6 protein-coding genes and 1 pseudogene are annotated in these 8426 nt (G+C 70.1%); 6 read left to right on the top strand and 1 reads right to left on the bottom strand.

Annotated features, from left to right (window positions below; translation table 11 throughout):
* Nucleotides 1-2072, bottom strand: a 2072-nt coding sequence (locus ABD211_RS33715; protein WP_344140692.1) for a glycoside hydrolase family 9 protein, incomplete at its 3' end; no start/stop codon positions are given.
* A 190-nt stretch (nt 2073-2262) separates the two neighbouring features.
* Between ABD211_RS33715 and ABD211_RS33710 the strand changes: the two genes are divergently transcribed.
* The 6 genes and pseudogenes from ABD211_RS33710 to ABD211_RS33685 all read left to right on the top strand — a co-directional run.
* On the top strand, nt 2263-2808 hold the full coding sequence (locus ABD211_RS33710) for a Uma2 family endonuclease (protein ID WP_344140690.1): 546 nt from the start codon (nt 2263-2265) through the stop codon (nt 2806-2808).
* 172 nt (nt 2809-2980) lie between these two features.
* Nucleotides 2981-4459, top strand: a complete 1479-nt coding sequence (locus ABD211_RS33705) for a vWA domain-containing protein (protein WP_344140688.1) — start codon at nt 2981-2983, stop codon at nt 4457-4459.
* A gap of 400 nt (nt 4460-4859) precedes the next feature.
* Nucleotides 4860-5210: a type II secretion system protein gene (locus ABD211_RS33700; protein WP_344140685.1), complete on the top strand. Its 351-nt coding sequence runs from the start codon at nt 4860-4862 to the stop codon at nt 5208-5210.
* A gap of 82 nt (nt 5211-5292) precedes the next feature.
* The gene (locus ABD211_RS33695) at nt 5293-6393 is read left to right on the top strand and encodes a type IV pilus twitching motility protein PilT (protein ID WP_344140683.1); all 1101 of its coding nucleotides are present in this window, start codon (nt 5293-5295) and stop codon (nt 6391-6393) included.
* Nucleotides 6390-8177 carry a GspE/PulE family protein gene (locus ABD211_RS33690; RefSeq protein WP_344140681.1) on the top strand — a complete coding sequence of 596 codons (1788 nt, stop codon included), beginning with the start codon at nt 6390-6392 and terminating at the stop codon, nt 8175-8177. The genes ABD211_RS33695 and ABD211_RS33690 overlap by 4 nt, the downstream gene beginning before the upstream one ends.
* Before the next feature lies 1 nt (nt 8178).
* Nucleotides 8179-8426: pseudogene (locus tag ABD211_RS33685) on the top strand (hypothetical protein); the annotation flags it as partial.

Raw genomic sequence — 8426 nt, 5'->3', positions numbered from 1 at the left:
GGCGCGGCGCTGGTCGGCCCGGCCGTCGTCGGACCCGCCGTGGTCGGCGCGGCCGTGGTCGGGCGGGTCGAGGTCGGCGGGGCGGACGTGGGGGCGCCGCCGGGCGGGTTGCCCCAGATCAGCGCGCCGTCCTGGTACAGGGCGAGGTTGTTGGTCGACTGCGCCGACCAGTCGTTGGTCGCGTCCCACGAGCCGCTGCTCATGATCTGCAGCTGGACCTCGCGCTTGGACTCCGACTGGCCGCCCGGGAAGCTCAGCGTCCCGGTGCAGTCCACGTTCACGTAGTAGACGCTGCCCGAGTACTGCGTCGGCCCGGTGGGCTTCTGGCAGTTCGAGTACGGCGAGGTGACCGTGATCTGGCTCGGGGTCGTCGACCCGTCGAGGGTGAAGAAGTAGCGCAGCGACGCCTTGTCCAGCACCCGCGCCGGCCACGCCGACTTGTTCCAGAGCAGGGTCTTGATGGTCACCCCGTTGGTCTGGGCGGTCGCCGTCGTGTCGAGGTAGATCTCGGTCATGTCCGGCGTCTCGGCGGGAATGCTCGCAAGCGGCGTCCCGCCGTACTCGGAATAGAGCCTGACCAGCGATGAGGTGATGCCGGAGTTGAAGTCGAGGGCCACCTCGTTCTTGACGAAGTCCGACCGGGAGTCGGCCCAGGTGCCGTCCTCGCCCGGGCCGCCGACGAGCGCGCCGTAGAGGGTGTGGCGGGTGTAGGTCGGCTCGTTCATCGAGTCCGACCACGAGCCGTGCGCGCCCCGGTGGTGCGGGTTTTTCGGCGGGTTCACCCCGAAGCCGATCATGTAGCTGTGGTTGGCCGGGTTCGTGCCGAGCGCGTAGTCGATCTGCGTCTTGGCGAAGTCGCGGTAGCGGGTGTAGAGCGGGTCACTCGCGCCGAGCGTGTCGGCGTAGGTGAGCGCGACCCACGCGGTGTTCGCCGCCATGCGCAGCGACGCCCAGTAGAAGATGAACGCCAGGCCGCCCGAGAGGGTCTTGCCCTTGGCGCCCTTGTAGCCCACCGACCAGTAGTCCAGGTACCGCTGGGTGTCGTCCTTGTACTGCTGCTCGCCGGTCAGCTTCGCCATCATGGCGTAGACGGCGTACTCCTTGTCGTTCCAGCCGTACCCGAAGCCGTAGACCGGGACCTGGGTGGTGGAGCCGACGTCGGCCTGGGTACCCATCTTGGGGTAGAACTCCTTGGCCCGGGCCAGGTACGTCGCGTCGCCGGTGGCGCGGTAGAGCCACAGCGCCGACCAGGCCAGCTCGTCCCAGTACACGCGCGGGGTGGCCGGGTTCTGCGTGCCGCCCTCGGTGGTGGAGTTGTAGAAGCTCGCGGCCTGCGGCACGCACTTGACGTACGCGGTGTCGCGCCCGTCGGTGCCCTTCGTCGTGTCGGCGAAGGTGAACAGCTGCTTGGCATGCGTGAGCAGGGTCGCCGCGTACGCCGGGTCGGTCGACTGGAACACCATCGACGACGACGCCATCGCCGAGGCGGTCTCGGCGGCCACGTCCGTGCCCGGACACGACGCCGTGATCTTGTATGCCGTGCGGTCCTTGCCCTTGGCCTCCACCGTCTCCGGCGGCGCCCAGAAGTTGTGGTCGGACTCGTTGGCGACCTGCACCCACAGCTCGTTGGGCGCGGAGTGCGCCTTGACGAAGTAGTCGTTGGCCCAGCGCAGGTTGTTCATCAAGTGTGTGAGCTGCCCCGACGACGAGTAGGCGCTGCGGTAGTCGACGCCGCCCCACGCCAGGGTCGTGATGGCGGCGGCCATCGGGAAGCCGAACTTCATGTGGTCGCCGGCGTCGTAGAACCCGCCGGACAGGTCGACGCCCTGCGCCTTGCCGTCGTTGACGGTGGACGGGCCGCGCCACTTCACGCGGTTCCACGACGGGAGGTTGCCCGACATCTGGGCCTCGTAGAACAGCAGCGACTTCTGCAACGCCTCAGCGTAGTTGTGGGTGGCGGCCGCGTCGGCGGGCCGCGCGATGACTATGACGGCTCCGGTCGCGACGGCCGCGAGGACGGCCACCGCCGCACTGAGCCGACGCCGGCGCGAAAGCCGGGAGGTGGCGGACATGGAAAGCCTCCGGGAACTGGGACGGCACGTGTCCGCCATGGTCGACACGCCGATCGAGCACCGTCAACGACACGCACCCAGGTTGTCCCGGTTCACCCAGCTCACCAACGGCGTACCCATGAAGCTTCCACGTCCCGTCGAAACGTGACCGCGGCCTCCGGGTAGTAATGTCGGGGCCGAGGGGGTGGACGTGAGCGCTGAGGCGGTGGGTGCGCAGATGCCCACGCACGTCACCTTGGATGATCTTGCACAGATGGCGTCCGCGGACGAGAACCACCGGTACGAGTTGAGTCCCGAGGGAGTGCTGTCCGTCATGCCCCCCGCGGATCCGGAGCACTCTTTGCTGGTCAGCCGCCTCATGGCCTGGCTGCTCACCAACGGGCTGGGGCCCGAGCAGGTGACGGTCGACTGCGGTATCGACGTCGGCGGCGGAAGGGTACCCGACCTGAGCGTCTGGGCAGCGGGCAAGCCGCCGCGCCGCGCGCGGTCGAGTTACGCCGGCCTGGACGGGCTGCTACTCGTCGTCGAGGTGGTCTCCGCAGGCTCCGAGGTCGTCGACCGGATCGTCAAGAAGGACGAGTACGCCAAGGCCGGCATCCCCCGGTACTGGATCGTCGAACGCGACGCCGCCAACACCGTGATCCGCCATGAGCTGTCCGCGAACCGGGAGTATCACGAAGCGGGTGAGCGACAGCCCTTGGCGTGGCTCCTCGGCACCGTGCCACACCTGCACTGACCACATCGGACTGTTGAGGCGCGGGTAACGGCGCGCTCTCAGGTCGGTTACGAACCGGTCGTTTGACATCTATCCCGCTAACGCCTTCATTGCGGACCGGTCACGAGGGGTGCCGGACGCGACATCGCTGCGTCTCACTGACGTCATGGCATTTTCATGGTGAGGAGCTTCGATGCGCACCCATAGATTCCGTTCCACCGTCGCGGTCCTGGGCGTGGCCCTGCTCGCGCTCGCCGGCTGCTCCAAGGCGGAGAAGGACAGCGGCTACACCTCCGCGCCCCGCCAGGAGGCCGGCAAGGGCGCGGACAGCAACGCTGACGAGCCCGGCTACCAGGGCAACGACAGCGCGAAGTCGACGTTCGCGATCGACATCGACACCGCGTCGTACACGTACGCCCGGCGGCTCATCCTCGACGGCCGGCGGCCGTACGCGGGCGACGTGCGGGCCGAGGAGTTCGTCAACGCGTTCAAGCAGGACTACCCCCAGCCGTACGGGTCGGGCTTCACCGTCAACGTCGACGGGGCGCGCCTGCCCGGCTTCGCCGCGGAGACCGAGGAGTCGGCCACGGACACCCGGCTGCTGCGCATCGGCCTGCAGACCCGGGCCGAGGACGAGAGCAGCCGGCGCGACGCGGCCCTCACGTTCGTCATCGACACGTCGGGCTCGATGTCCGAGGCGGGCCGGCTCGACCTGGTCCAGGACGCCCTGCACACGCTCGTCGACCAGCTGCGCGGCACCGACGCGGTGGCGATCGTCGCGTACGAGTCGCGGGCGAAGGTGCTGCGGCCCATGACGCCGGTGAGCAACCGGCGGGCGCTGCACGCCGCGATCGACGACCTGTCCCCCGGCGGCAGCACCAACCTGGAGGACGGCCTCGTCACCGGCTACCAGGTGGCGCGCGACGGATTCCGGCAGGGCGCGACGAACAGGGTGATCCTGCTGTCGGACGGGCTGGCCAATGTCGGCGCCACGTCGGCCGAGCCGATCCTGCGCCAGGTCCGCGAGGCGGCCGCGAAGCAGATCGCGCTGCTCGGTGTGGGCGTCGGGAGCGACTACGGCGACCAGCTCATGGAGCAGCTGGCCGACTCCGGCGACGGGTTCGTCACCTACGTCTCGGAGCCGGCGCAGGCGCGGGAGCTGTTCGTGCACCAGTTGCCGGCGACGCTGACGGTGCGCGCCCGCGACGCGAAGGCGCAGGTGACGTTCGACAGGCAGACCGTGGCGAGCTTCCGGCTCGTCGGCTACGAGAACCGCAGCCTGGCCGCCGAGGACTTCCGCGACGACTCGGTCGACGGCGGCGAGGTCGGCCCCGGCCACAGCGTCACCGCGCTCTACCTGGTGCGGCTGCGACCCGAGGCGACCGGCCGGGTGGCGCAGGCGCGCGTGCGCTGGCTCGACCCGGTGGGCGGCGAGGCGCGGGAGGCGGCGGCCGAGGTGCGCGTGACCGACCTGAACCGCGACTTCGCCGCGACGTCCCCGCGCCTGCGCGTTGACTACGCGGCGGCGGGTTTCGCCGAGGCGCTGCGCGGCGGCACGTACTCCTCCATGGGTTATCTGCGGGAGCTCGCGACGGTCGCGGACGCCGCCTACCGCGACACCTCGGACCCCCAGGTGGCCGAGCTCGCGCAGCTGATCCGATCCGTTCGTTAAGACCATTTTCACCTGGTACGCCCGGCGGCGGTGACCCCGTCGCCGGGCTCACCTGAGCTGAACCGTCCGTCGGCTACCTGACAGAACACGCCGACGCGGCGCCTGAATTGATCTCTGCGCGGCCCGGCTGTCCGGATTGTCGTTCCACAATGGAGTCTGTCAGCCAGCCGACAGCCCGGACGCCCATCATCGACGCCGCGCATCCGGTCGCTCACAGTGCGTCGACAAAACGCCTCAATTGCTGACCCCCGTCGGGCGCCCAAGTCGGGCGCCCGACGCCGTTCGGAGCGCCCGAATACCCGAACGGATGAGGGCCTGGAAGTGCTCTGACCTGCCGATATACGTTCCCGGCCAGCTCATCGCGGTCCCCCTCGACCGCCCTCACCACCCTGGAGTCACCATGCGGGATCGCATTAGCGCAGTTCGGCGCAACGAGAGCGGCTTCACGCTCATCGAGCTCCTCATCGTCATCGTCATTCTCGGCGTTCTCGCCGGCGCCGTCGTCTTCGCCGTCAAGGGCATCAAGGACCGCGGCACCGCCGCGGCCTGCACCTCGGACAAGAAGGTCGTCGAGGTCGCCGCCGAGGCGTACTACGCGAAGTACAACAAGTACCCGGCCGGCGCCGACGACACGGCTCGCCTCAACGTGCTGAAGACCGAGGGTCTGATCAAGGACGTGCCGGGCGGCAACGGCTACACCATCACGCTCACCGACACCGGTGTCGTGGGTCCCGCCAGCTGCACCCCCTGACGGGTTGCTTCATGGGGCGGCGGCGCATGGCGCCGTCGCCCCGTAGGCACCACCCACCGATCACCGAACCGGAGGATTGACCATGCAGGAACGGGCACTTGTCGGCAGTCGCGTCGACGCGATGCTGGAGGCCGTGTGGCGGGCCGGCGGCACCGACCTGCTGCTCACCGCCGGTCAGGCACCACAGCAGCGGGTGCACGGCGAGCTGACGGGCATCTGGGGATACCCGGCGCTGACCGCCGAGGAGACCGATGGGCTCCTGCTGGAGCTGCTGACCCCGTCGGAGGCAGCGTCGCTGTCGCTGCGCCGGGAGCACGACTTCTCCTTCACCTGGCGCGACCTGGCCCGGGTCCGTGGCAACGCGTTCAGCCAACGCGGCCGCACCGCCATCGCGCTGCGCCTCGTGCCCCGACAGGTGCCGACCATGGACACCCTGGGTCTGCCTTCAGCGCTCTTCGACTTCACCCGCCAGCACCAGGGCCTCATCCTGGTGACCGGACCGACCGGCTCCGGCAAGTCGACCACGCTGGCCGCGATGGTCAACGAGATCAACACGGACCGGGCCTGCCACATCCTCACCATCGAGGACCCCATCGAGTACGTCCACGACCACAAGCGCGCCACCGTGAACCAGCGCGAGGTCGGCTCGGACACCGAGAGCTTCAGCAACGCCCTGCGCGCCGCGCTGCGCGCCGACCCGGATGTCCTGCTCGTCGGCGAGATGCGCGACCTGGAGTCCGTCCAGTTCGCGCTCAGCATCGCCGAGACCGGCCACCTGGTCCTTGCGTCGCTGCACACCAACGACACCGCGCAGGCCCTTGCCCGCATCATCGACGTCTTTCCGGCCGAGCAGCAGGCACAGGTGCGCACACAGCTCGCCGCCGCGCTCACCGGCATCGTCTACCAGCGGCTCATCCCCCGCGTCGGCGGCGGCCTCGTGGCCGCGTACGAGGTGCTCATCGCCAACACCGCGGTCCGCAACCTGATCAAGGAAGGCAAGACGCACCAGCTGCGCAACTCCCTGGTCACCGGCCAGCGCGAGGGCATGGTCAGCTTCGAGCAGTCGGTGTCCGCCCTGGTCCGCAACGGCGTGATCACCTACGACGACGCGGTGGCCCGCAGCCTCTACCCCAAGGAGGTCGAGGCCCCCCGGCCGCCGGCGATGGTGGGTGCGCCGGCATGAAGTTCGGTAGAACTACCGCCACGGTAACCGCCGAGCCCGTCGGCGCCGAGCCGCTCCTGGGTCCCGTTGCGCCGACCGACCTTGAGGTCGTGCCGGGCGGCAAGCGGCTCGGCGAGGTGCTCGTCGACGCCAACGTGGTCAGCCGCGGGCACGTCGTCGCCGCGCTGGCCAACGCCCAGCGGGGCGCACCCCGCTACCTCGGGCAGCGGCTGGTCGGCATGGGTGTCGTCACCGAGCGGGACCTCGCGGCGGCGGTCGCTGTGCACCACGGTCTCGAGGTGGTCGACCTGCGCGAGACCGTGCCGCAGCCGGCCGCGCTCGGCCTTATGGACGAGGCGACGGCGCGCGAACTGACTGCGATCCCGCTGGCTGCGGACCCGAACGGCGTGATCGTGGCCGTCCCGGTGCCGTCGCCGGCGCTGCTCGCGGTACTCCAGCGCCGACTCGGGCGCGCCGTGCGGGCCTGCGTCGCGCGCGAGTCCGACATCGCGCAGGCGATCGCTCTCAACTACCGGGCGCTGGCGGGTGTCGCTTCGCACGTGCAGGCGTTCGAGTCGCAGGCCGCAACACGGGGCGGCGCCACCACGCGCGCCGATGTGGCGTCGGTCAACGACGACGCACCGGTGGTGCAGGTAGTCCACCTGATGATCACGCAGGCCCTGCGCGACCGGGCCTCCGATATCCACATCGAGCCGCAGCCCGAACGGATCCGGGTGCGCTACCGCATCGACGGCGCGCTGCACGACGTGCTCGACCTGCCGCCGGCCATGGGCCCGGTCATCGTCAGCCGCATCAAGATCATGGCTGGCATGAACATCGTGGAGCGCCGCCGGCCGCAGGACGGCCAGATCAGCCTGGAGATCGAGGGACGCGGCGTGGACATCCGCGTCTCCACCACCTCGGTTGTCGAGGGCGAAAAGGTGGTCATGCGGGTGCTCGACAAGAGCCGCACGCTGTACCGCCTGGAGCAGCTCGGCATGCCGCAGGACGTGGCCGCCCGCTACCAGTCGCTGCTGCGGTCGCCGTACGGGATGGTCATCTGCGCCGGGCCGACAGGCAGCGGCAAGACGACCACGCTCTACGGCTCGCTCGCCGAGCTAAACACCCCCGAGCGCAACGTGATGACGATCGAGGACCCGGTCGAGTACCGGGTAGAGTCGATCAGCCAGATCCAGATCAACGAGCAGGCCGGGGTCACCTTCGCGACGGGCCTGCGGTCGATCCTGCGCCAGGACCCGGACGTCATCCTGGTCGGCGAGGTCCGCGACGTGGAGACCGCGCGCATCGCCGTGCAGGCGGCGCTGACCGGCCACTTCGTCCTCTCCTCGATCCACGCCACGGACGCGCCGGCAGCCCTGCACCGCCTGCTGGACATGGGCATGGAGAGCTTCCTCGTGGCCTCGTCGGTCACCGCGGTGGTCTCGCAGCGGCTGGTCCGGCGCATGTGCCCGCACTGCCGGGGGCCGTACCAGCCCAGTTCGGAGGAGCTCGCGCTGCTGGTGGCGATCGGCGGCCGGCCGCCGGCCCAGGGTTTCCTGCGCGGGCACGGCTGCAACTTCTGCGCCCAGACCGGCTTTCTCGAGCGGATCGGTGTGTACGAGCTCATGCCAGTCACCGATGCCATCCGCGAACTGGTCCTCGCGCGCGCCCCGCACGACCAGGTCCGCAAGGTCGCCCGGGCCGAGGGCATGCGCACGCTCCAGGAGGAGGCGGCCCGGCTCGTGGAGGCCAACGTGACCACCCTCGACGAGGTCCTGCGCTCCATCTACGTGATCGGAAGTTGACGTGAACGACGATTTCGACAACCTCCCTGACGAGGACACCGTGTGGACGGCGCCCCGGCCCGCGGGCCTCGGCCAGCCGGCCGCCTGGCAGCCGCTCGCCGCGGACGCGACGGCCGCGTACACGGCGAGCACGGCGACCGGCGCGGTCCCGGCGCCCTACTCCGGCCTGCCGACCTATGCGTCGAGCAGCTACGCTCCGGCGCCCGGCCCTGCCGCCCCTGCGCGGGCGCTGGCACCCGGCGATCCGCT

The organism is Luedemannella flava, assembly GCF_039528515.1.
Classification (GTDB): Bacteria; Actinomycetota; Actinomycetes; order Mycobacteriales; family Micromonosporaceae; genus Luedemannella; species Luedemannella flava.
Note: the sequence above shows the minus strand (reverse complement) of the source record. Positions and strands in the feature narration are given on the sequence as shown.